The 21,667-nt window shown below is 40.3% G+C and carries 23 protein-coding genes; all 23 read right to left on the reverse strand.

What is annotated here, in order from left to right:
- Entirely contained in the window at window positions 1-624 is a 624-nt protein-coding gene (locus NSQ99_RS01470) for an acetyltransferase (RefSeq protein WP_340834548.1), read from the reverse strand.
- A complete protein-coding gene (gene neuB / locus NSQ99_RS01475; protein ID WP_340834550.1) occupies window positions 617-1,684 on the reverse strand; it encodes an N-acetylneuraminate synthase in 1,068 nt (355 codons plus the stop codon). The genes NSQ99_RS01470 and neuB overlap by 8 nt, the downstream gene beginning before the upstream one ends.
- A 170-nt stretch (window positions 1,685-1,854) precedes the next feature.
- Window positions 1,855-3,018 (reverse strand): UDP-N-acetylglucosamine 2-epimerase, encoded by a 1,164-nt coding sequence (neuC, locus tag NSQ99_RS01480; protein ID WP_340834551.1) that lies wholly within the window; start codon window positions 3,016-3,018, stop codon window positions 1,855-1,857.
- On the reverse strand, window positions 3,015-4,172 hold the full coding sequence (locus NSQ99_RS01485; RefSeq protein WP_340834554.1) for a LegC family aminotransferase: 1,158 nt from the start codon (window positions 4,170-4,172) through the stop codon (window positions 3,015-3,017). The genes neuC and NSQ99_RS01485 overlap by 4 nt, the downstream gene beginning before the upstream one ends.
- On the reverse strand, window positions 4,169-5,167 hold the full coding sequence (locus tag NSQ99_RS01490; protein ID WP_340834556.1) for an NAD-dependent 4,6-dehydratase LegB: 999 nt from the start codon (window positions 5,165-5,167) through the stop codon (window positions 4,169-4,171). Before NSQ99_RS01490 ends, NSQ99_RS01485 begins: the two co-directional genes overlap by 4 nt.
- A 31-nt stretch (window positions 5,168-5,198) precedes the next feature.
- On the reverse strand, window positions 5,199-7,043 hold the full coding sequence (locus tag NSQ99_RS01495) for a motility associated factor glycosyltransferase family protein (RefSeq protein WP_340834559.1): 1,845 nt from the start codon (window positions 7,041-7,043) through the stop codon (window positions 5,199-5,201).
- Window positions 7,044-7,150: 107 nt separating this feature from the next.
- The gene (locus NSQ99_RS01500; protein WP_340834561.1) at window positions 7,151-7,960 is read right to left on the reverse strand and encodes a flagellin N-terminal helical domain-containing protein; all 810 of its coding nucleotides are present in this window, start codon (window positions 7,958-7,960) and stop codon (window positions 7,151-7,153) included.
- A gap of 104 nt (window positions 7,961-8,064) precedes the next feature.
- Window positions 8,065-8,460: a flagellar protein FliT gene (locus NSQ99_RS01505; RefSeq protein ID WP_340834563.1), complete on the reverse strand. Its 396-nt coding sequence runs from the start codon at window positions 8,458-8,460 to the stop codon at window positions 8,065-8,067.
- Complete coding sequence (gene fliS, locus NSQ99_RS01510) at window positions 8,453-8,845, reverse strand: flagellar export chaperone FliS (RefSeq protein ID WP_340834566.1); 393 nt, start codon at window positions 8,843-8,845, stop codon at window positions 8,453-8,455. The genes NSQ99_RS01505 and fliS overlap by 8 nt, the downstream gene beginning before the upstream one ends.
- A gap of 21 nt (window positions 8,846-8,866) precedes the next feature.
- On the reverse strand, window positions 8,867-10,321 hold the full coding sequence (fliD, locus tag NSQ99_RS01515) for a flagellar filament capping protein FliD (protein ID WP_340834569.1): 1,455 nt from the start codon (window positions 10,319-10,321) through the stop codon (window positions 8,867-8,869).
- A gap of 32 nt (window positions 10,322-10,353) precedes the next feature.
- Window positions 10,354-10,716 (reverse strand): flagellar protein FlaG, encoded by a 363-nt coding sequence (locus NSQ99_RS01520; RefSeq protein ID WP_340834571.1) that lies wholly within the window; start codon window positions 10,714-10,716, stop codon window positions 10,354-10,356.
- A 2-nt stretch (window positions 10,717-10,718) separates the two neighbouring features.
- A complete protein-coding gene (gene csrA / locus NSQ99_RS01525) occupies window positions 10,719-10,979 on the reverse strand; it encodes a carbon storage regulator CsrA (protein WP_340834573.1) in 261 nt (86 codons plus the stop codon).
- Window positions 10,979-11,428 (reverse strand): flagellar assembly protein FliW, encoded by a 450-nt coding sequence (gene fliW / locus NSQ99_RS01530; RefSeq protein WP_340834576.1) that lies wholly within the window; start codon window positions 11,426-11,428, stop codon window positions 10,979-10,981. Before fliW ends, csrA begins: the two co-directional genes overlap by 1 nt.
- Before the next feature lie 27 nt (window positions 11,429-11,455).
- Window positions 11,456-12,346, reverse strand: coding sequence for a flagellar hook-associated protein FlgL (gene flgL, locus NSQ99_RS01535; RefSeq protein ID WP_340834578.1), 891 nt, complete (start codon window positions 12,344-12,346; stop codon window positions 11,456-11,458).
- 10 nt (window positions 12,347-12,356) lie between these two features.
- On the reverse strand, window positions 12,357-13,955 hold the full coding sequence (gene flgK / locus NSQ99_RS01540; protein WP_340834580.1) for a flagellar hook-associated protein FlgK: 1,599 nt from the start codon (window positions 13,953-13,955) through the stop codon (window positions 12,357-12,359).
- Window positions 13,956-13,992: 37 nt separating this feature from the next.
- Window positions 13,993-14,502 (reverse strand): flagellar protein FlgN, encoded by a 510-nt coding sequence (locus NSQ99_RS01545; RefSeq protein ID WP_340834582.1) that lies wholly within the window; start codon window positions 14,500-14,502, stop codon window positions 13,993-13,995.
- Window positions 14,503-14,524: 22 nt separating this feature from the next.
- Window positions 14,525-14,791 carry a flagellar biosynthesis anti-sigma factor FlgM gene (gene flgM / locus NSQ99_RS01550; RefSeq protein ID WP_251671440.1) on the reverse strand — a complete coding sequence of 89 codons (267 nt, stop codon included), beginning with the start codon at window positions 14,789-14,791 and terminating at the stop codon, window positions 14,525-14,527.
- Window positions 14,792-15,565: 774 nt separating this feature from the next.
- Window positions 15,566-15,985, reverse strand: a complete 420-nt coding sequence (locus NSQ99_RS01555) for a TIGR03826 family flagellar region protein (RefSeq protein ID WP_251671442.1) — start codon at window positions 15,983-15,985, stop codon at window positions 15,566-15,568.
- A gap of 167 nt (window positions 15,986-16,152) precedes the next feature.
- On the reverse strand, window positions 16,153-17,001 hold the full coding sequence (locus tag NSQ99_RS01560; RefSeq protein WP_340834585.1) for a ComF family protein: 849 nt from the start codon (window positions 16,999-17,001) through the stop codon (window positions 16,153-16,155).
- Window positions 16,998-19,022: a DEAD/DEAH box helicase gene (locus NSQ99_RS01565; RefSeq protein ID WP_340834587.1), complete on the reverse strand. Its 2,025-nt coding sequence runs from the start codon at window positions 19,020-19,022 to the stop codon at window positions 16,998-17,000. Before NSQ99_RS01565 ends, NSQ99_RS01560 begins: the two co-directional genes overlap by 4 nt.
- A gap of 83 nt (window positions 19,023-19,105) precedes the next feature.
- Complete coding sequence (locus tag NSQ99_RS01570) at window positions 19,106-19,477, reverse strand: hypothetical protein (protein WP_340834590.1); 372 nt, start codon at window positions 19,475-19,477, stop codon at window positions 19,106-19,108.
- Window positions 19,478-19,776: 299 nt separating this feature from the next.
- On the reverse strand, window positions 19,777-20,499 hold the full coding sequence (locus NSQ99_RS01575) for a response regulator (protein WP_251670192.1): 723 nt from the start codon (window positions 20,497-20,499) through the stop codon (window positions 19,777-19,779).
- A gap of 24 nt (window positions 20,500-20,523) precedes the next feature.
- A complete protein-coding gene (locus NSQ99_RS01580; protein ID WP_340834591.1) occupies window positions 20,524-21,663 on the reverse strand; it encodes a sensor histidine kinase in 1,140 nt (379 codons plus the stop codon).
- Window positions 21,664-21,667: the final 4 nt, after the last annotated feature.

Below are 21,667 nucleotides of genomic sequence, written 5' to 3' on the forward strand. Positions count from 1 at the left end.
CTACACTTCCTTTGCTGGAACACCTATCACTTTCTTATATGAGCCAATATTCTTAATAACAACAGCTCCTGCACCCACTAACGAATACTGACCAACTGTAATATTCTGAATTATTGTTGCGCCTGTACCAATATGACAACCTTCTCCAAGGGTAACCCCTCCAGATAATTTACAGCCAGGAGCTATATGTACATGTGCATGAACTTCACAACTATGCTCTATTATTGAGCCAGTATTGATAATACAATTCTCAGAAATTTGAGCTTTAGATTGAATAATTGAACCTGCCAAAATTTGGACACCTTCTCCAAGTTGTACGGTTGAAGATAGAATACTAGAAGGGTGTATTACGCTTGCAAAGGAATAACTCTTTTCTTTAAACTGCTTATAAATTTTTTCTCTAATCTGATTGATATGTACGGTTCCTATTCCTAACACTAGCTCTACTTCATTCGGAGAGTATTGATCAATACATTCATCAGTTCCTAAATATGGAATAGAATAATGGTTACCTTGATATTCCGGTGCAGTGAAGCCTAATATATCGCGATCTAGCATTAGTAATACTTCGGTAAGTACAGCAGCATGACCACCGTTTCCAAGAATAATTACTGGCTTACTCATCAATCAATTCATCCTCATAATATGGTTTGGTAGCTTTCTTACCTATTAGTCCCCAATATAGTGAAGGATTCATTCCAGTTCCTGGCCTTTTTATTGTTAAATTATCCTTTGTAAACACTTCACCTTGAGCTATATTTGAAGATGCAACAATACTCTTTCTTACAGCTGCTCTGTTCAATAATTCAATGTCAGATGGACGTTTAGTACCATGACCTAGTGCCTGTTCTATCTCACGTATATGATTTATCATATTCTTTAGCTCATCAGGAGCTAAAGAGGCTACATGATCAGGCCCGTGCATTTTTTTATCGAGAGTAAAATGTTTTTCGATCACTTCTGCACCAAGTGCCACCGCTGCTATTGGTACAGCTATTCCTTCAGAATGATCCGATAAACCAATTTTAACATTAAATAGGCTTCTAAGTTGCTCCATGGCCTTTAAATTAATGGTATCAAATGGTGCAGGATATTCAGTAGTGCAATGAAGAATAGTTACATATTTATTCAGTAATAATTTGGCCTCATTTGATTGGTAAAAATTGTCAACATGTTCTTCTCCCATTTCCTTCTTACCAGCAAGCCCATATGCTATATAAGCAAGTGCATCATCAATCTCTTCTATCGTAGCCATACCAGTTGATATAATAATTGGTTTTTTGTAGATGGCAATGTAATATATAAAAGGAAGGTTTGTAATTTCACTTGAAGATATTTTTATACTAGGCATTTTAGTCTCTCGTACTAAAAAATCGACACTTTCATAATCAAAAGGTGTCGATAAAAACTCAATTCCTATTGCAGCACAATAATCCTTTAATTTGGTAAATTCCTCAAAAGATAGTTCAAGATTCTTTAACATTGTAAATTGCGAGGTTGCTTCTCCTAGGTTATGAATTTGATAATTAGCTTGTACAGCTTTCTTTGTTACTAATTTCTCTGCTTTAAATGTTTGAAATTTTACAGCATCAGCTCCGGCTTGTTTAGCAACCAGAGCTAATTCCTGAGCTAACTCTAATGATCCGTTGTGATTTACACCAGCTTCAGCAATAATATACGTCATAGAATCCTCTCCTTTAAACATGAATGCTTCTGCTGCTTCTAACCGCTAGCCGCACCATGTATATAAATCAGTATATCAAAAAAATTTCCTTACATATTTTTTCAGATGATTGTAATTTTATTGGGTTACGTAAAGACATTAAAGAATTATTATTGAGAATTGAAATGATTTCAATCAACAATGTCATAGAAGCGTTTTATTATTATATTATCTAATTTAATTTGTTTTAATATCTTTTTTATTTGAGAAGACGCATTTCCATTACCATATACTAGATCCATTGTTTTAATCTTTATTTTCATTTCATTTGTTAATGCATAATCTATTGCATTTTTTATAGATTGCGGCTCAAATTCGCATTCTACAATAGATGCTGCTTTTAATCTTCCTTTTTGCCTAACTCCAATATCTACAGTTGGTATATTCAAAAATGGGGCCTCTAAGATCCCACTTGAAGAATTACCGACAACAGCAACACAATGTTTCATAGCGCTCAAGTATCTCAATTGACCTAATGATTGATATACCACACATCGCTCGCTGTTAGCTACTACGTATTCATCTATATACTGATTGATGACTCTACCTTCGGTATCAGCATTTGCTTTAGTAAAAATGATTTGATACTCTTGATATTCATCAAGTGCTGCTAATAACGATTGAATTTGTTGTTCTGATAATGACTTTTCTAGAGTTGTTGGATGTAAAGTTACTAGAAAGTACTGATTTAAATTCGAAAATCCAATGCTATTTGCCAGCTCAGATTTATTTAATAATTTTGTATTTACAATCCCTTCTATTCCTAGCGCACCTACGTTATATACTGTTTCTGGTTGTTCCCCCATTTGTATTATACGCTGGCGATAATGTTCTGTAGCAGCAAAGTGTATTTGCGACATTTTTGTAATTGAATGACGAATCGGATCGTCAACAGCTCCTTCTGTCAACTCTCCACCGTGTATATGAGCAATTGGAATTCTCATTAACATTGCTGCTTGTGCAGCTGAAAAAATTTCAAATCTATCTCCAAGTAATACCACGATATCAGGTTGTAATCTTGATAATGCTTCTGAAAATAAAATTGTTCCTAAACCAACTGACTTTACGATAGCCTGTGGAGTATCGCTAGATAGGAGCATTTCTACCTTCTCATTAATATAGAAACCATCCTGTTCGATTTGCTGGTACGTCAATCCAAACTCTGTTGACAAATGCATTCCCGTTGCAATGATTTGGAGTTCTAATAACTCATCCTCATTTATTTGCTTCATTAACCATTTCAACAACCCGTATTCTGCTCTAGTGCCCGTTACAATACATATTTTTCTGGTCATATCATTCCCTCTATCGGTGTACTTGGAATGTTTATTACTCTTCGATTTAAACTTTCCGTCACTCTCATATCCATACGTGGACATTCCTTGTATACGTTCAAAAGATGCATCGGCTTCCAGATTGGTCGACTCATAATTCCTTGTTCATTTAAAAATAATAAAATCTCGTCTCGATCAACTGACTCATCCAACAATAACGTTTGGAGCCAATAATTACTCTCGCAATGCTCTGGTTCCTTAAATAAGCTAACCCCATCTACCCTTTGAAGAAGCTGATCATACACATTAGTTAACATTCTCTTTTGCTTAATAAAATATGGAAGCCTCTCTAATTGAGCACAGCCTATCGCAGCGTTAATATTAGGCATACGAAAATTATAACCAATTTCATCATGTTCATATTCCCAACGGTGAGGAAGCTTAGCAGTTGTCGTAATATGCTTAACATACCTTGCAACCGATTCATCATTAGTTAATATTGCGCCACCGCCACCTGTGGTAATAATCTTATTCCCGTTAAAGCTTAGCGCACTTGCCTTACCAAAACTACCTGTATGTTTTCCTTTATATAAAGAGCCCAGGGATTCTGCAGCATCTTCGACCAACACCAAATTGTACTCATGACAGATTCTTTGTAATTCTTCAAGCTCCACTGGATGTCCAAAAGTATGCATAGGTACAACTGCCCGAATAACCCTGTTATTATTTTTATTAATTAACAGCCCACCTTCAAAGCGTGTGTGCGCTAATATATAGGCCTCCAATTTTTTTGGATCTAAGCCTAATGTTTTTTCAGTTACATCTACAAAGTGCGGAATCGCTCCTAAATAACTAACCGCATTTGCCGTAGCAATAAAAGTTAATGATGGCATAAATACTTCATCATTAGCTTGTACACCAGCTGCTTTTAAAGCCATCTGTAAAGCTGCTGTCCCGTTTACGACAAGCACAGCATATTGCACACCAGTATATTCAGCAAGCTTCTCTTCAAACTGATTGACGTATTGACCTACAGAAGATACCCATCCACTAGTAATACAATCCGAAACGTAATTCAATTCGTTACCTTGTAAGGTTGGTTCATGTAACGGTACATTCGACTTTTCATATAATTCTTTAATATCACTAACTAATTTGCTCCATTGTTTATTCATATATTATAAACATCTGCCTTGTACTGGGCTAGATTAGAGGGTTCTGTAAACCAATCGATTGTTTCCTTCAACCCCTTTTTTAATCCTTCGATGCCCGCATATTTTGGTGACCAGCCAATCAATTGTTTTGCTTTTTGATTATCTGCCCAGAGGCGATTAACTTCACTCTTTTCAGGGCGTAGACGTTGCTCCTCGGTTTCGATTGTAAGGGATACTCCCATCAAATCAGCAATCAGTTGCGCAGTATCGCCTATGGAAACCTCATAATTTGATCCAATATTAATGACTTCACCTAATGCCTTGTCCGAGTTCATTATGTCAATAAACCCGTTTACTGTGTCTTGTACATAATTAAAATCTCTTGTCGGACTGATCGCACCTAATTTTATATTAGTGTGTCCAGCAGCCAACTGACTGATAATGGTTGGAATGACTGCTCGAGCAGATTGACGTGGTCCATAAGTATTAAATGGACGAATAATTGAAATAGGGGTATTGAACGAGCGATAAAACGACATAGCGATTTGATCTGCACCTATTTTTGATGCCGAATAAGGTGACTGACCTTGAAGTGGATGATTTTCGTCTATTGGCACATATTGTGCTGTTCCATACACCTCACTTGTTGAGGTATGGACGACTTTTTCGATTTCAAGTTCACGAGCCGCTTGAACGACATTTAAGGTTCCTTTTATATTTGTATCTACGTAAGTGTCTGGTGAATGATAGGAATATGGGATAGCAATGAGAGATGCCAAGTGCAGGACATGTGTGCATCCTTTCATAGCTTCTTTCACACCATAGGGATCACGTATATCACCAGAAAAAACATCTATCTCACGTTTCACATCAACTGATGCTTGATCGAGCCATCCCCTTGAATTGAATGAATTATAGTATACAAAGGCTCGGACATCATAGCCTTGCCGAAGCAACTCTTCAGTTAAATGTGAACCGATAAAACCATCTGCACCAGTCACTAATATTTTTTTCAATTGCTTTCCAGCCTCCAGTCAAATAATCTATTTATTTACTTTGAACTAATCTATCTAACAACTCCTGAAATTCCTCTTTGAGATCATCGAATGACTCGTTTATCGTTCGAATATAGGGCTCAACAATCTCCTTTACAAGTCTAGCTTTGCCCACGATTGTTGGTTCTGATGCAATTTTAATAACTTGTTGATCATATTTCTTGGTTAAACCTCTATTCCAACGTGGAATAATTGTTAAGAATAATCTATGTTCTGTTACAGTTGAAAACTCCTGCTCTAACTTCGCGAGCATACGCACAGCTTTGCTTGGATTTCTTCTCGATAACTCATCAATTTTCTGAATAATTCGTAGTGAATTTTCATTACTTGCTATTAGTTGATTACTTGTTTCAATGAAACCTTCTATTCTCTCGACCAAGCTGTTGAAATCAACTTCTGCCACTGTCTCTTCTGTAGCAATAATGGAACTAAAATCATGCGTAGGCGAATGTAGCGTACTAATTAATTCAGAAAGTGGAGAAAAATCTGCACCCTTTATTTTAGCTCCTAACGCAGATGTATTTACGAATTTAACACTCATAATATTAGAAATTAGATTTTCAATATCTTCTAACGTAGATTTCATTGAAAAATTTGTTTGATTAAATGTACCATTTACGTTTTCGACTTCCATGTCACTACTCAGTACTTTATCTTGCAATTCTTTTGTGTCATGATGTGTAGCACCTTGTGCATAGTAGTTTTCGTTAGGAAAAGATAAGTCCTGACCTGTCAAGACTATTGATTCAGCCCCTAGGTATTTCGCAATTTGAATTGCTGTGCCCGTAACAGAATTTGTAGGTATAAAATTGTAATCGATTTTTACGTCTGAAAACAAATAATTGGTAATAGGGTCATTACTAAATAACCCATAAAAGACACGAGCAAACTTTTCTTTTAAAATACCGTAATAGATTTGTGGCATGAAAACAAAAGGGATACTGCTTGTGTCTATATTTCTAAAAACTCTTCCATTTGCCTCACTTGGATCCATAGACACAATTAAATGAGGCTTAATTCCATAATACAATAGTGACTGAATACTAGAACCAGCAGCGATAATTAAAAATTTATCGTAGTTTTCTTTAATCAATTGTACATCTAGCTCAAGTGAAGGACCTGCTCCAACAATTAACGCTGTACATCCTTTAAAATTACTTTGTAAAGACTTAATTGGAGTAGACTTGCTCATCATTTCCAAGTTCCGAATACTATTGCGATATGGTTGTGTGCCAAAACTTCTTTCAAAGCCATTAGCAAATAATTGTCCTTCTCTTATAGAGTAGCTTGACTTATAAAAGTCACGCATAATTTCCAAATTAATAGTAGTATAGAAAGGGATATATACTTCTACTTTGGTGTACTCAGAGTACGTGTTTAGCTTTAAATGGAAACTTCTAATTACACCTGGATCGTTACCTACTTCCAATAGCTTTACTTGAGGATGTTGCAAAAGTTGTTCTAAATCAATAATTTTCAAAGCTTCTATAAAAATATCGATTTCTGGTTCAAATATGTAGAAGTTTAATAGCTGGTTCTGTTCTATCAGTCTTGCTAAATGATGAGTAAGTCCTAACCCGTACATTACTACATCATAATGTCCCTGTTTTAACTTTCCATGCTCCTGTAACCAAATATCAATTTCACTGCCGTCAGTAGTATATAAATTTTTTACCTCATCTTGTAAAGCATACGTTAAATTAATTCTGTCTCCCTCTTCAAAAACAAGCTTACAATGTTTAGCATTATTACTATCTAAATAACTCTGTATCCTCTCAAACATCATTTTATTGTTATGATAAAGATATAATAAATTTTTCTCTAACATATCGTTCATTGTCAACTCTCTTTTCCTGTATTCTGATATCTACTATATATATCGTCAATATTAATATAGCAATTAATAAAAAAAGCTGCCTAATGGCAGCTTTTTTTGTTGTAATATTATCCAAGAAGCTTTAGAACGTTTTGAGGTACAGAGTTTGCTTGAGCAAGCATAGATGTACCAGCTTGTACTAAAATTTGGTTTTTCGTGAAGTTAGTCATTTCTTGAGCCATGTCAGCATCACGAACACGTGAATGTGCAGCAGACAAGTTCTCAGCATTAACGCCAAGATTATTAATAGTATGCTCGAGACGATTTTGTACTGCACCAAACTTAGCACGTTGTTCAGAAACTGATTTAATAGCAGCTTCAATATCACCAATTGCAGCACTTGCTCCTGCTTGATCTGTGATGTCTAAGCTGTCAACACCGATTCCAGCGGCATCCATCTCTCCACGAGCTACTGAAATAACGTCTGAACCATTAACTCCAACTTGGAAAACAATGGAGTCTGTGTTGTTCAAAAGGCTAATACCATTAAATGTTGTTCTTTCAGCAATTGCATCAATTTCGCTAACTAACTGGCTAACTTCAAGCTGAAGCGCACTACGATCTTGAGATGCATACGTACCGTTCGCTGCTTGGTTAGCAAGTGTGTTCATACGTTGTAGCATTGCATGAACCTCAGTAAGCGCACCCTCAGCAGTTTGGATCAAAGAGATGCCATCTTGAGCGTTACGTTGTGCTTGTTGAAGACCATTGATTTGGAAACGCATTTTCTCAGAAATCGCAAGACCTGCAGCATCGTCAGCAGCACGGTTGATACGGTAACCGGAAGAAAGCTTCTCCATAGTTTTGTTCATTGCATTGTTGTTTGCAGAAAGGTTACGGTGTGCGTTCATCGCACCAACGTTAGTGTTGATAAACATAGTTATCATCCTCCATGATATTGTTTTTAGCCACGTCCATGTGGCTACATTATATTCATCGGAATCTAGTGATTAAATGTTTATAGCAAACAAAATTATTAATATTATTTTTTCGAATCTACGTATAGTGAAATAACATCACTGCTTTGAGCGCCACCATAGGAAGTTAATACACGTTGCTGAGTCGTTACTTGCTTCATATCTCGTGCAGCTTCACCATACCAGGCTTTTATATGTGGTTCCACTTGTTCGTTAAGTGACATTATTTTTTGAATAGACTTTGTAAGATGTTCTCTGGCGGATAAATCGAGTTGATCATAGGAAGAAGCATTATACTCCATGATCATTAATCTTGTATTGCGTTTCTCGGCTTCTAGCACTCTCAACTGATCAAAGCTTTCTTCGAGTCGATCCGTACTTAATAGTACCAGCTGTGACTCTACAATCTTTATCCACTTGTCGTATAATGCCAGGAAATCTGTCACATTTATATTATCCATGGCTCAGCTTCGTTTCTTTCCCCATTTGTTCCCAGGCAGACTTCAATTCACTTATAATCCCGTTAGCTTCTTCGAGATGGTTTATATTCTTTTCAATATTACCCTTCACATATAGCTCAATCGTATAAGTATATAGGGCATTCAAATTCTCTGCTATCTCTTTGCCTTGATCAAAGTTAAGGCAGCTAATGAGCTCATATACGATATCTTGCGCCCGTTGAATTGCTGCGTTGCTACCAGAGATATCATCTGAATGCATCAACTTTATTGCTTGATTCGTATATCGTATTGCGCCTTCATAAAGCATAGTAATTAATCGATGCGGGGATGCAGTCTCATATTTGTTTTTTTGATAAGCCTGATAACCATTAATGTTAGTAATCATATTTTTTCGTCCTTTTCAAAGTTATTTCGAATTAGACTTTAACAATGATTCAAATTGTTGTGTAAGCCATTTTTGTTCACTTTGCAACGTAGAGAGCATTGATTCCATTGTGGAAAACTGTTGTTTTAATCGCAATTCGTGCATTTCTAATCTCAAAGACATTTGCTCCAAACGATCATCAACGAATTTGATTTCCGAGTCATAGCCAGTTATTTTATTCGTAATTAGTCCAGTTGCTGAAGAGGCATAATTGTTAATTATTCCTGATAATTGAGTAATAACGCCAGCTGTATGTGTGTCAGTATCTTTAGGCAATCCATTCGTAAAAACACCAATTACTTTATCAGGATCCTCAGCAAGTGCATTTTTGAAGGTAGCTTCGTTAAACGTAATTTTCCCAGTCATAAGACTACCAGCTGTAACACCTTTATCAATGCTAAGACCAAACTGTTCCATAAATGAAGACTTGGTATCTCCAGCATTCTTTACACCAGAATTGAATATATTATACAACTCACTATCGATCCGCTTAAGCAATGCATCTCCTTGAAGCGGATTCATTTTATCATCATCTATAGGTTTTGCAAGATTATCTTTAACCAGTCCAATAAGGTTATTATAAGCCTTTACAAATTCTTGTACTTTTTTTACAATGGCATCAGTATCACGATCAACGGTTACTGTCGAAGCCCCTGTCCCTGTAATAGATAAAGTAGCACCTTCGATAAGATCGTCGATACTATTTGTGCTTCGTTGTACTTCTACTCCATTAATTTGAACAATTGCATTTAACGTATTGCTATTAGTTTTATTGTTAATGACATTGCCTGCAGCTGTATCTTGAGCCAAATCTTCGCCGTCAACATTGAATGTTATCAAGTTAGATTTTGGATTGGCAGGATCATCGGTTTCCATAGAATCACCTGTATTTAATGCAGTTAGTACTAGTTTGTACTCACTGCCTGTAGCAGATGTTTTAACAATCGTAGCAGTTGCTCCAGCTTCCTGACTTTGTTCATTAATTAACCCTGCTAGTTCTTCTAATTCTTCTTTTGTTGCTCCAGTCAATCCATTGGTCTGTATCGTTGCTTCACCTATCGTGAATTCACTTTGTCCAGTTAACTTCCCGCTAAGATAAGCTCCATCCAGCTGAACTGTGTTTTTATGTGCAAGCTGAACAACATTAAGCTGATATTTTCCTGGAACAGCGTTACTTTTTGCAGATACTCCGATTGCCGAAGTATTTGAAGAAGTACCCAACATTTGTTTCCAGTCTGCACCGAGCTTCAAATTATTTAAAGCAGTTTCTAATGAACGGAACGCTGTATTAATATTTCGAAAAATCGTTTGTTCTGATCGAAGATTTGTTTTTTTCGTCTCAAGATTCTTATAAGGGATACGTTCAATACTCATTAGATCAGAAACCATTTGCGCTGTATCCAAGCCAGACGCTAAACCTGTTAAACTAATTCCCACTATCTCGCCTCCATTATTTAAGTATTTTATTACTAACGCTTCTCATCAATAAAGAAACCAACCATGTCCTTCAGCTTCGCGGCTAGATCAAGCACATGTTCAGCCGGAATACTATCAATAACCTCTCTAGTCTGAATATCTACAACTTCTACGTAGAATTGCTCCGCCTCTTCATTAAATTTCATACGAAGTGAATGATTAAGCGCATCGAATTGACTGTTAGCCTTCTCAAGCTCTTTGTAAAGCTCTTCCTTACTCTCTTGTATTGCTCCTTGCTCTTGTTCTCCCTTGTAAGAGGCAGCTACATTTGTATCTTGTGATGCGGTTCTCTTGATGCTTGGTAGTTGACTCCAATCAACGGTGGATCCTTCCATTCGATTGATTGAATCAAGCACGATTAATCCTCCTTTTTATACTTAAGTGCGTTGCTTCCTAATTTCAATTGCTTCATCATCTCTTTCGCATCCATGCTTGTTGTGATTGATGATTGCATATTTTCAGCCCTGATCGCTTCGTAAACCTCTGATCTAAGAATCTGCACTTGCTTTGGGGCCTCGAATCCGAGCTTAATAACGTCTCCTTCAACAGCTAGCACATGCACTTCAATATCATTGCCAATTCTTATAACTTCGCCAACCTTCCGTTTCAGCACTAGCATTACTCATCACCTGCCAGTAGTAATGGCTCACGTAAAGTTACTGATTCATCCGAAATAACATACTGACATCCCACTTGTTGATCAGGTACGATAAGAATTGGAGCTTTTAGATTAATATAAGGTTGTTGATCTATAAATCTAACTATATAAAATGAAACAATTTCATCTGCTTTCTGTACGCCTAATTGGCAAACCGTAGCATCATCAATCCTGAATCCCTCGGTATTCGCGCTCATAACAGCAGGCAGCAGCAGTAAGCTTATTTCTTCACTAAACGACTGTAATATATATAATTCCGTATCATCGTAGGGCAACAGAGCAAATTGTTTAAGATGTGAAAAACCAACAATCCCTTGTTCGAAAGTATAGATCTGATGCGGCTCTGGATGGATCTCGCCGTATAATTGACTGTTGATAATTAGCTCTGAAGCGATGTTGTTTTCACTCATAAACCAGCTCTCCTAACCTATATTTAATTAACGAATATAATCCAACAATGACGTCTGCATCACTCGTGCACCAACAGACAAGGAAGCTTGCAGTACATTCTGTTGCAGCTGCAGCTGAACTATGGCATCTGCCATATCGACATCGGCAACTGCTGATTTTAATGTCGTTAGACTAACCTTCTCATCTCCAATTCTACTTTCAATTAATTCAAAACGATTCATTCTCGCACCAACTTCTGCAAGATTTAGCGAGATACGATCAATCGCTGTGTTGACATTATTTAAGCTTCCAGACAATGCAGCTTGGTCATCGTTCGCAAGATGTTGGGCAATATCGTCAAATAGCTTGAATATATTGTCTGTAGCTCCCGCTTGACCAAATACCGTCTCACCCGGAATACTGACAGCGACTGTTACAGATGGGCTAACATTCAGGTGGTACACACCCATATCTGTATCATCACTAGCAGCGGAACCTGAAGTATATGGTCTAATATCCGTTTTCTGGCCATTGAAGATATGACGGCCGTCATATGTACTATTCCCGATTGTAACCATCTGCTCGCGAAGCTGAAGTACCTCTAAACGAATCTGTTCCCTAACCTCTGGTGTAATTGTTCCGTTCGCAGCCTGGTTTGTAATTGTGTTTAAACGTTGCAGGACACTATTCGCCTGTTGAAGCACGGAATCTGTCTGGCTCAACCAGCCATAGCCGGTTTTAGCATTAGCTAAGTACTGCTCATTACGGGCTAGATCTGTTGTATAGCGCATCTGATAGCCGATACCGACAGGATCGTCACTTGGCTTATTGATTTTCTGCCCAGTAGACAGCTTGTTTTGCCAATCTAAAATATCTGCATTGTTGTTACGCAGATTGCGCAGTAGCTGCGTATTCTGCATCATACTTGTAATTCTCATGTGCTACCTCCTATCGGCCGACGATGCCCATATTATTAATAATGCGGTCTAGCATCTCATCTACTACTGTCATGTTACGTGCAGCAGCGTTGTAAGCATGCTGGAAGCGAAGCATATCTGTAAGCTCCTCATCGATGCTTACTCCACTTGTCGCTTGTCTACGGATCTCTACATTGTCCACAAGATTTCCGCTTCTCTCATAATTGGTAATGGCGATATCAGAGCGTGTTCCAAGGTCGCTGACGAATGCACGGAAATAATCATCTGTAGTACCTTCAGATAGCGACGTTAATGCAACAGGATATGTAAATTTCGCATCACGCAGGCTTGTTAAAGCAAGCGCTACGTCACTATTTCCTTTGATCGTGTGCATATCGGTACCATTCGCTCCACCTAAATCATATTGACCTGAAGCAGCAACTTTATTCGTGTCTGCTAATATCTCAGCATTAACTTGGATGTTATCTATCGTAAATGGTACGGAATTATCCTTGGAAGTAAAGAATGCAATTCCTGTCTCTGCTGGTGTATTGATGGAATAACCGAGCTGATGTAACCCGTTAAAGCCGTTCACTTTGAACGTTACGGGCGATGTAATCTTAGAGCCAGCTGGGATCGTATCTCCTGCTGGGATAGCAGTCACGTTACCCGCAGCATCGGTCACATTGACATCGTTCTCCGCTATCATATCAGTAGAGGTTTTATAGCCGTTTGGCATCGTAACTTCAATCTCACCGCGCACAAGCGTATCGATCATCGCATTCAGTTGATTGCGCACGAGTTCAATATCCTCTAGTGACTTCTTGTAGCCGCCAATCTCACCACCAGTAATTGTGGCAACATCGTTCTGTGTTAAATACGTTGGTTGTAAAGCGTTTACGACCTGTATACCACCACTGTATACATTGACCATACCTTCTGCATCCTCTGCATATTGAACATCTACAATTTTAGATAGCTCATCAAGCAGTACATCGCGTTGATCTCGATAATCGTTAGCATTATCGCCAAGCATCTCGATCTTACGAATGGTATCGTTAAGCTTTGTAATACCATCTAATAAATTGTTAGCTTGATTGAGCTTAATCGTAGTGTTGCTCGAGATATCAGCTTCTAGTGTATTAAGTGAAGTCCCGATCTTGTTGAACGTATCTGCCATATTTTTAGCGTTTCCGATAAAATCAACACGTGCACTAAGCAGGTTGGCATCACGATTCATCACTTCAAGCGAGTTCCAGAACTTGTCCATCACCGCGCTAACACCGTTGTCAGACGGTTCATTAATCATCGTTTGAATAGCTTCCATCGTAGAATTATAGATCGTATAATAGCCTAAATCTTGATTCTCGCGGCGATATTGCAGGTCTAGATAGCTGTCACGTACGCGTGTAATACTGTCATATTGTACCCCTGTACCAATTTGTCCAGGTGTATGGACACGGTTAAAGCCCGGCACATACACGGGATCTGCGTTTGTCATATTTACACGCTGACGTGTATAGCCTGCTGTTGATGCATTCGATATATTATGTCCAACTGTGCTAAGTGCTGTGGACTGCGTTAGCAGTGAGCGCTTGCTCGTTTCTAATCCATGAAATGTGGATACCATGATCTTCCCCCTAATTACTCACTAATTACTTGCTACGTTATCCTCTTGTATCGTAAAGGCCCGTTCTTCGCTGCACATCAGTGCCGGGGCTAGGTCGTTTATACGTTACTTCATCCTCCGGCGGTCCGCATATCGCGTCCAAAGAAAAATGTACATATTCTAGCGAGAGCTGTATTAACTGTTGGTTATGTTCATTGGCTTTCTTCAATTGCTCGGACATATGAGCCAGATCATTCTGCAGCTCAGCAAGCTCTTGCTTCTGCTTAGGATCGATGACAAGCTGCACTAGCTCTGAGAGTGTCATTTTTAGCTTTGGCCTAAAGCCTAGCTCACGCTGTAGCTTCGTCATCAAGGAACGAGAGCTTGCCTCCAGCTCTGGGACAGGCTTCAATGCCTTCGTCTCCTTCATAGTGATCATATTGATCGACTCAATATCGTTCTTAATAATTGCGTTTTTCTTCTCATCTGCAAATGTGAATAACGCACGATAGATAAGCAGCAATTGCTTTAATTGTTGAACAAGCTGCTGAAAGGTTGTCGCTTCCATCCTTTACCTCCATGCTTATGCGTTATTTTTTAAAGAATGGCAGCAGCTTCTCTGCTAGCTTACCCGCTTCTACATGATACGTCCCTGTTTGAACCGCATGCTTCAGTTCTTTCACACGCTCCGCACGTTCAGAGCTCTCTGCGCGGCTGCTTTCTAGCATCTCTTGTGCTTCTGAAGAGATCTGTACTTCATCCTTCTTAGATGCCAGCTTGTTTTCCTTACGGAAGTCCACCTGCTGCTGATAACCTTTATTAATTCCGTTCACACGATTTATGTCATTGATTTTCATTCATCTCACCCCATTGTAAACAAACTAAAAAGCCGATAACTGTTAATAGTATTATCGGCTTCATCTGTTTTTTTATTTATAGTATTGTTCAAAAAGAACAGCTTTCAGTATCGAGAAAGTGCCTTTTTAATAAAATTCTCATAATTCGTATCCAATCTTAGATGTCGACTATGCTACAACGCGTTACATCGTCATCAAGACTGGACTTTTTGAACATCCCTTATAATGAGAGTTCAAAAAGATCAGCTTTCAGTACTTAGAAGATGGGACGATACTAGAAAACGAGGAACGCAGCGTACATACTTGGTACGTGAGCACCGGAGTTTGCGGTAGCGCACCATATTCGATGCCGAATACGCTTCAATGTGTTACTTCGTAATCAAAGTTGAGCTTTTGAATTAAAACTTATAATCAGAATTAAAAAATCCAGCTTTCAGCACCGAGAAGGTTGAAAGAAGCTAGGGACTGAGGAGCGCAGCGTACGCATAAGGTACGTGAGCACCAGAAGGCACGGCTGAATTCAAGATTCGATGACGAACAGCGTTCATTGCTACTTCGTGATCAAAGGTGGATTTTTTAATTTTCCTATTAAATTTAAAATCAAAAAGATCGGCTTTCAGTACCGAGAAGATGGTGCGATACTAGAAAACGAGGAGCGCAGCGTACGTACTTGGTACGTGAGCACCGGAGTTTTCGGTAGCGTGCTATATTCGATGCCGAATACGCTATTTTACGTTACTTCGTAATCAAAGTTGATCTTTTTGATCTCCACTTCTAACGATCTTTGTATTGATTAATACCTTTGTATACCTCTTTAACCTCCTCCTCGCTTAGCTTTTTCTCTTGAGCGAGTGATTCATTCGAGAACAGATTTTTAGAGGCATTAACTAGGCGATTTCTACAGCTGTCGCATAAGTTATTGCTTTGGATTAATACACCGCATGATTCACACGGGTAGGATAAGTTTGGTGCATCCATTAAAGATATACGGCCTTCACGAATAAACTTCGTAATTTGTCTAATGCTTACTCCCGTTTCCTCAGAAAGCTCTGTAATGGAAGCTCCTCTATTTTCTCTTAAATAATTCGCGCATGTCTCGTATTCCTTGTCAATCTCGCGAACGCAAGCTGGGCACACATCTCTAAAGCCCTTCGCGAAAATCTTCCCGCACCGAGGACAATTGTCAATATTCATACCAGTGACCTCCCCTTAACCTACATTATACTTATAGTACATGTTCAAAAAGTCAGCGCTTGTTACCGAGAAGTTTTCATACAAAAGGCTTCTTGAACATCCCTTATATAGTTTATCGAAAGAATAGCTACTTTTCATTAGTTTAAGATTCCATTTCTATGTCAATTTCATGACCTTGCCCAGGTAATACTAGCAACATGAAGTTCACATGGGCTGCTTTGCATCATGGCCTGTGCGCATGCATGAACGGTGCTGCCTGTTGTATATACGTCATCAATGAGCAATATATGAAGCTTGTCCCGCTTCCCTACATGTCGCATCAGCATATTCCAGCCTTTCGCAGAGCTTTGGTAGCGACTGTCGATCCCTTGAAAGCGCGCACCACGGCCTTGATGACTTTGCCTCTGCTCATGCGAGGTCCGAACGAGCAACTCTACATACGGTACACCGACTGCCCTACTCACAATCTGAGCCAGCTGGTACGCCTGATTAAAGCCTCGTTCGCGATACCGCTCCTCACTTATAGGCACAGCAGTTACTGCGTCCCAGAATACCGTTCTGCTCGCCTTCAGCCACCGTAGAGGCGGCTTTCTGCTCGCTCTCCATGCCTGCTCTAATCGATACTTAATAATGAGCTGTGCACTCACTCGCTCAATGGCTGGCATGAGCATGGTACCTAGCAAATCCGCTAACCGCTCATCACCTTGGAACTTATAGCGATGAAGCCATTCCTTCATCATCGATTGATAGGCGACAGCGCTGCGATTCAACCATAATGAAGATGATTGTCGCAGCTGGCAATCTGGACAGCGATGATGTCTGCCGCAATGCATGCACAGCACTTGATCAATCCAAGCAATCTCGTGAAAGCATGGTGCACATAAATATTGTGATAGCTTCTTAAGCGTTACTCGGTCTAGCAAAGTAGAACTCAATGCTTGCACTCTTCGACTGGTACAGATCATGCAGAATGACTCGCTTGGCTGAAGCCATCGTAATAGATTCGAAGCCTTCATTTTCTCCACACTCCTTGACGCTTTGATCGATATTGCGGCAGTAAGTATCCTAAGTCACTCGCCAGCTCATTCATGCTTTTGATCTGCTTTACAGCCTTGCGCTGCGCCTCATTCCACTGCTGTGATAAAAAATACACCGCGCCGTTCGGCGCATCACCTGAGCGACCTGCTCTGCCTGCCATCTGCACGAGGGAGGCTTCATCGAACAGCTCCGCTTCCGCATCACATATGTAGACATGGCTGCGCGGTACCGTCACTCCACGTTCAAGTATAGTCGTCGTGACCAAAATTCGAATGTCGCGATTACGAAAAGCAATTACCTTCTCCGCTCGCTGGGCGTCCTGTGACGACGTCGCTTGAATCGACACATGTGGGAAGCTTGCTCTAAGCAGTGCAGCATAGGCCTCCGTATGAGCTATACGCTGCAAGAAGATAAATACTTGTGCATCGTCCTTAAGCGAGCTGTGCAGCGCCTGGATTAAAGCTGAAGGAAGCGTTCGTTTTTTGAGTTGTTCGGCAATTAGTGGGGTTTTCAAGCGAATGGGAACGGGCAAGGGATGTCGATGATAGCGAACTGGAAGCTTTACGTAGGCAAGACGTCCTTTATTAAGCTCCCGCTGCAAATAGGCGGGTGGAGTCGCTGACAGCAGCAGTCTCACCCCATGCTTCGTGCTGCATTGCTCTGCTACGCGATACAGACGTTCATCGCCATGATAGGGAAAGGCATCAAGCTCGTCGATAATGACGAGGTCAAAGGCTTGGTGGAAGCGCATAAGCTGATGTGTCGTTGCAATGATAAGCTGTCCATGCTGCCAGCGCTCTTCACTGCCGCCATACAGCGTTGCAATGGATAGCTCAGGGAAAGCCTTGCGCAGCCGGGGAGCAAGCTCCAGCACAACGTCTCTGCGCGGTGTCGCTAGCAGCACTCGGCCGCCTAGCTTCGTCATATAAGCGACGAGTGGAAAGATCATCTCAGTTTTACCCGCACCCGTCACTGCCCACAGTAAAAATTGTCGTGACAATGTGGTAGAAGCTGCGCGAATAGATTGGGGTAATCTCCTAGTGGTTAAGCGTTGGTGGACAAACGTTAACGCTTTCGTCGTTGCCATCTGCTGTGCATCACTTAATCCGAAAGCCTCCAGATCTAGTACACGTGAAGGGGGGTGAATGTTAGGAGCATCAGTAGTAGGCGAACGATAGTGTCCCATAACGACAACACTACATGTTCTTGCTCGTCCCATCTGTAGGCACGTTTTGCAATAGTAACAATGCTCACCACAAAATGGGCAATGATGTTCACTTTCAGTAAGCTCTGTTTCATAGCAGCGCAAGCAGCGGAGCAAGGGACGCTTTCCGCTTAGTTTCACTAGCTGAACAGCGCTGCGTAGCTTGATGCTGCCTTGCAGCACCGCATAGCGAAACGCAGCTAACAGCTGCTCCTTATTCTCACTTACCTGCTGAGCTCCTAGACTAAGCCACTCGTCATACAAAAGCTTTCTTCCTTGCAGCAATGATGTAATATGCTGCTGTAGCGCTTGAATACGTTGATTATTTTGGTGGCATTCATTAATGGGAGGAGGACTGTGATGAAGGCTACCAATGCTATCCTTGTATTGATGACTATGGAAACTGTCTACACTGTCTATGCCTTCAAACTCCTTACCCGCCTTCATAACATTAGAAGAGCCTAGCATACCGGCAATACTCTCGTATGCAACCCAATGGCCTGGTAAGCGTTTGCCAGCTGCTACGAGCTGCTGAGTGATAACATGTTGATATCGCTGCAATTGATCTCTCGTCCCGGTGCGTGATCCCACTTCCTTCCTTACGGTTTTCTGTACATACCTGGCAAGCCAATCCGCCAAATAGAGCGCGATTGGTGCGTCATACACTACAAGTCGCTCACCTTCAAGCAAGCACGCTTGCCACTGCTCGATCTGCAAGGCGCTGCGCTTCTCGTAGGGCAGCAAAACGGCTCGAGCACGCTGCTCTAGACCTACAATCGCAAGTTTACAATACACACTATCCCTCCAACGTAAAAAAGCACACGAACCGTTATAGACGATTCGTGTGCTTCACGACTTTATAATGCTATGAGTATAAATCAAAATGGTAGCTTGCACAAGTCCTGCTCCTTCGCAAGATCTACAACAATTGCATGTGGCGGTGCTTCAGCTTCAGCTTCAGCTTGCTGCTCAATATGGATTGGGAAACATACACTACTCCAGCGTTCAGCCATATAGCTGAGCTCATAGCTTGGATAGGAAGGAACGATCGTAACATGAACTTGAATTCCCATCCATCTAGAAAATGATTGCATCGAGCGTATAATCCACTCCATCTCATCCTTTGGCTCTTCCGCTAACAAGACATAATGCTTTTCTACCTGATGATGCCGACACATCCGATAATACAAATGAACAGCAGCCGCTGCAAGCACATAGCATCCAATAACAAAAAGTAGAAGACTTATCATCGTCGTAACCTCCTCTTTGCATATTGTATGCACTACCAAACTATGCGGTCACCTAAGAAAGCCCTTTCTGAAAAGGATGTTCAAAAAGCCGAACTTTTTGAACCTGCACTTATAAACCTGCATTTAAACACCAAAAATGGCTATGTCGTATTTTATTCAGTCAATACAGTTAACATAACCATCTTTTATGTGCGCAGTAAAATCTACGATATTATTCAGTTTCGTTTATTCAATATGTGTTCAAAAAGTCCAACTTTCAGTGCTACTTCGTGATCAAAGCTGAGCTTTTTGAACTTCCTCTAAAGTGTAACCCAGCCAAACTTGATGGAATTAATAACCGCTTGCGTCCGATCATCCACTTCCATCTTCTGCAGTATGCTGCTGACATGGTTCTTAACGGTTTTCTCACTAATAAACAAATGCTCGCCAATCATTTTGTTGCTTTTTCCTTCTGCCATTAGACGCAATACCTCGGCCTCACGGCGAGTTAATGGACTTTCTTCTAGCGGAATGTATGTGGCACCAATATCAATTGTTTGATTCGTAGCCACACCAATCTCATCTAGATACGTCATGCGACGCAGCTGGTTAATTAGCTTGCCTGTTACCTTAGGATGAATATAAGAATATCCTTGCGATACTGCACGGATCGCATTAATGAGCGATTCTGCACCCATATCCTTTAGCAGATAGCCTGTAGCCCCCTTGCGCAGCGACTCAAACACATAGCTCTCATCATCATGTATCGATAGAATAATAACCTTTACTGCAGGAAATAAATCGCGCAATCGTTCAGTCGTTACTACGCCTGTCTCGATTGGCATGTTAATATCCATCAGCACAATATCAGGTAGCGTATGATTACAGAACTCTAGCACTTGAATGCCATCACCGCACTCGCCAATGACTTCAAGATCACTCTCCATATTCAAAATACGCTTCAACCCTTCACGAAACAGCTGATGATCATCAGCGAGTAAGATTTTAATTGGTTCTGCACTTACTCCGTTTCCTTCTTGCATACTCATCAACACTTTTCCCCTTTCCTAGCTACTTTTCAATGGTATTTGAATTTTAATTCCAGTTCCTTTATAAGGCTCCGATTGAATATCAATCGTTCCCTCGAGCAGATCAACGCGCTCGTACATTCCGATAATCCCGTAATGTGCTTGATCGTCATTGTCGGGCTTACGCTTAAAGCCCTTTCCATTATCGTTCACAGAAATTTGCAGCTTATCGTTCATGTAGCTTAATACTATGGAGACTCTAGATGCCTCCGCATGCTTATGAACGTTGGACAACGCTTCCTGTAGTAATCGATAAATGGCTGCTTCCATAGAGGAGCTTAATCGAATTTCTTTCCCAGTAACCTCGAACAGCGTATGAATCTTTGTCTTATCTTCAAAATCCTGCGCCAGCTTACGCAGTGTTGGAATTAGACCCAGATCATCCAGTGCCATCGGTCTTAGGTTGAATATCACTTTTCTGATTTCCTCTAACCCAGATCGTACCTGCCCTTTAAGATCTCCTAATTCCATTTGAATAAGATCATAATCTTGCTTTGCAGCCATCCGCTCGGCAATCTCTGTGCGTAGCACAAGATTAGCTAATGTCTGCGCAGGTCCATCATGAATCTCTCTTGCTATACGTTTACGCTCCTCTTCCTGTGCCAAAATAATTTTAAGTCCTAACAGCTGGCGATTTTTGGCAGATTCCAAGATGCGCGTTACATTATCCAAATCACCGGATAAATACTCTAGTACAACATTCATTTGCGAGGCAATACTTTCAGCACGCTCTATGTTCTTCTCCACATTTCGTATACGTAATTGAAGATCATCTCTACGCAGCTTTAAGTGCTTTTCTTGTTCTCTTGAAGTCGCAAGCTGAAGCTGGATTAAGGTCGCTTTCTCATAAGCTCGCTTAATATCCAGCTCCCCATAGCGTGTAAAATCGCGACTTACTTCCGTAAGGCGAATCCTAGCATATCGGTATTCCATCTCAAGCTTATCTACTTGCTCAATCACTTGAATGGTTTGCTGCAGCACTTGCTCGAGTTCTTTTTCTAAGGCTGACCGCTCGCTGCGAGCTGATTCACACACCTCATATATTTGATATTTACTGTCTTCCATTACACGTATCGCATTTGTAAATATGCGATTAATATCGAGGGAGAGAGGATCCACCTAA

It is taken from the genome of Paenibacillus sp. FSL W7-1287, from assembly GCF_038004245.1.
Lineage (GTDB): Bacteria > Bacillota > Bacilli > Paenibacillales > Paenibacillaceae > Pristimantibacillus > Pristimantibacillus camelliae.

Excerpts from the sequence above, each read along its gene's own strand:
- NSQ99_RS01470 (WP_340834548.1), bottom strand. The coding sequence starts at position 624 with ATGAGTAAGCCAGTAATTATTCTTGGAAACGGTGGTCATGCTGCTGTA.
- neuB (WP_340834550.1), bottom strand. The coding sequence starts at position 1,684 with ATGACGTATATTATTGCTGAAGCTGGTGTAAATCACAACGGATCATTA.
- neuC (WP_340834551.1), bottom strand. The coding sequence starts at position 3,018 with ATGACCAGAAAAATATGTATTGTAACGGGCACTAGAGCAGAATACGGG.
- NSQ99_RS01485 (WP_340834554.1), bottom strand. The coding sequence starts at position 4,172 with ATGAATAAACAATGGAGCAAATTAGTTAGTGATATTAAAGAATTATAT.
- NSQ99_RS01495 (WP_340834559.1), bottom strand. The coding sequence starts at position 7,043 with ATGAACGATATGTTAGAGAAAAATTTATTATATCTTTATCATAACAAT.
- NSQ99_RS01500 (WP_340834561.1), bottom strand. The coding sequence starts at position 7,960 with ATGTTTATCAACACTAACGTTGGTGCGATGAACGCACACCGTAACCTT.
- NSQ99_RS01505 (WP_340834563.1), bottom strand. The coding sequence starts at position 8,460 with ATGGATAATATAAATGTGACAGATTTCCTGGCATTATACGACAAGTGG.
- fliS (WP_340834566.1), bottom strand. The coding sequence starts at position 8,845 with ATGATTACTAACATTAATGGTTATCAGGCTTATCAAAAAAACAAATAT.
- csrA (WP_340834573.1), bottom strand. The coding sequence starts at position 10,979 with ATGCTAGTGCTGAAACGGAAGGTTGGCGAAGTTATAAGAATTGGCAAT.
- fliW (WP_340834576.1), bottom strand. The coding sequence starts at position 11,428 with ATGAGTGAAAACAACATCGCTTCAGAGCTAATTATCAACAGTCAATTA.
- flgL (WP_340834578.1), bottom strand. The coding sequence starts at position 12,346 with ATGAGAATTACAAGTATGATGCAGAATACGCAGCTACTGCGCAATCTG.
- flgK (WP_340834580.1), bottom strand. The coding sequence starts at position 13,955 with ATGGTATCCACATTTCATGGATTAGAAACGAGCAAGCGCTCACTGCTA.
- NSQ99_RS01545 (WP_340834582.1), bottom strand. The coding sequence starts at position 14,502 with ATGGAAGCGACAACCTTTCAGCAGCTTGTTCAACAATTAAAGCAATTG.
- flgM (WP_251671440.1), bottom strand. The coding sequence starts at position 14,791 with ATGAAAATCAATGACATAAATCGTGTGAACGGAATTAATAAAGGTTAT.
- NSQ99_RS01555 (WP_251671442.1), bottom strand. The coding sequence starts at position 15,985 with ATGAATATTGACAATTGTCCTCGGTGCGGGAAGATTTTCGCGAAGGGC.
- NSQ99_RS01560 (WP_340834585.1), bottom strand. The coding sequence starts at position 17,001 with ATGAAGGCTTCGAATCTATTACGATGGCTTCAGCCAAGCGAGTCATTC.
- NSQ99_RS01570 (WP_340834590.1), bottom strand. The coding sequence starts at position 19,477 with ATGATAAGTCTTCTACTTTTTGTTATTGGATGCTATGTGCTTGCAGCG.
- NSQ99_RS01575 (WP_251670192.1), bottom strand. The coding sequence starts at position 20,499 with ATGCAAGAAGGAAACGGAGTAAGTGCAGAACCAATTAAAATCTTACTC.